The organism is Sporosarcina obsidiansis (assembly GCF_009651005.1).
GTDB classification, from domain to species: domain Bacteria; phylum Bacillota; class Bacilli; order Bacillales_A; family Planococcaceae; genus Sporosarcina; species Sporosarcina obsidiansis.
Window position 1 is genome coordinate 1 of record NZ_WHVW01000046.1, and the last position, 1448, is coordinate 1448.

Genomic DNA, 1448 nt, shown 5'->3' on the forward strand with positions numbered 1-1448 from the left:
TGAAGTGACCCCTTAAAGTTAGACACGGTTATTTCATCAGGCAGCTTTGGTAAAATGAGTTCGGTATTGCACCGGACTCATTTTTAGTTTTGCCTTCAGCCGTTTCGTATTATAATAATTGATATAATTCTCTAATTCTATTTTAAACTGTTCAACACTTTCAAATTCCTTTAAGTAGAGGAACTCCGATTTCATAATGCCAAAGAAGTTCTCCATCACGGAGTTGTCATAACAGTTTCCTTTACGGGACATACTTTGTACAATTCCCCTTGATTCAAGTTTGTGTCGATATTGCTTCATTTGATAATGCCAGCCTTGATCTGAATGCATTAGTAACTGGTGCTCTTCTGGTAAGCCCTTCAAGGCCTTCTCCAACATCTCTGAAACCAGCGAATACGTGGGTCTAGAACCAATGGTATACGTAATAATTTCACCATTAAATAAGTCCAAAACAGGTGATAGATACAGTTTCTCACCAAATAATTTGAATTCCGTTATGTCTGTGACCCATTTTTCATTCGGAGCCTCCGCTGTAAAGTTGCGGTCTAAAATATTGGGCGCAATTTTACCGACCGTGCCTTTATAAGATTTATATTTTTTCATACGCACCAAGCATTTCAAGTCTAACTCTTTCATAATCCGTTGAACCTTCTTGTGGTTCACTTTTTGTCCACGATTCGCCAGCTCATCACGAATACGACGATAACCATAACGGCCTTCATGTTCTTCGTAAATCGCTTTGATTTCCTCTTTCAAATCTGCGTCTTGGTCTGTTCGATCCATCCGTTTCACTACATTGTAATACGTACTACGTGGAATGCCAGCGAGCCTCACAAGGGCTTTCACCGGGTATTTATGCCTTAGTTCATAGACTACTTTCACTTTGTCTTCTTTCGTGATGTTTCCTTTTTTTGAACTAAGGCATTCAACTTTTTTAAATAATCATTTTCCATTTCCAGTTGTTTAATACGTGCTTCAAGTGCTTCTTTAGAGTCTTCAGCTGATACTTGTTTTGGTTGTTGAGTGGGTTCTTTTTTCATGGATGGACGCCCCTTTTTCTTTGATTGAAGGGCATCAATTCCATGTGATTCGAATTGTTTTTTCCAACGTAAAACCGACTCAGGACTAGCAATATTAAAAATCGCTGCCGTCTCCCTGGAGGATGTGCCATTTTCAATCATAAAGTTTAGTACGTCCAGTTTAAACTGTTGAGTGTAATTTGTATATCGTTTGATAAAAGCATGGTCTCCATTGTACTTATATTGCTTTACCCATTTATGAATAGCCATTTCATTGACACTCATGGATTGGGCAATTGATTTATAACTTTCGTTTCCTCGCAGGGCTCTTTTTACAGCGTTCAATTTATCTTCAGCTGTGAATCTTGCCATAGAAAAACTGCACCTCCAATTGTTAGTTGTGTCTAACAATTGGGGTGCAGTTCATTT

General features: G+C 38.4%; 1 protein-coding gene. It reads right to left on the reverse strand.

Going from position 1 to position 1448, the window contains the following annotated elements; translation table 11 throughout:
• Positions 1-36 precede the first annotated feature (36 nt).
• Positions 37-1391 (reverse strand): IS3 family transposase gene (locus GD002_RS17565; protein WP_153733655.1). Its coding sequence is split into 2 segments (ribosomal slippage): positions 37-938 and positions 938-1391, totalling 1356 coding nucleotides; the frame shifts between segments, so codons are not numbered across the junction.
• Between the last annotated feature and the right edge of the window lie 57 nt (positions 1392-1448).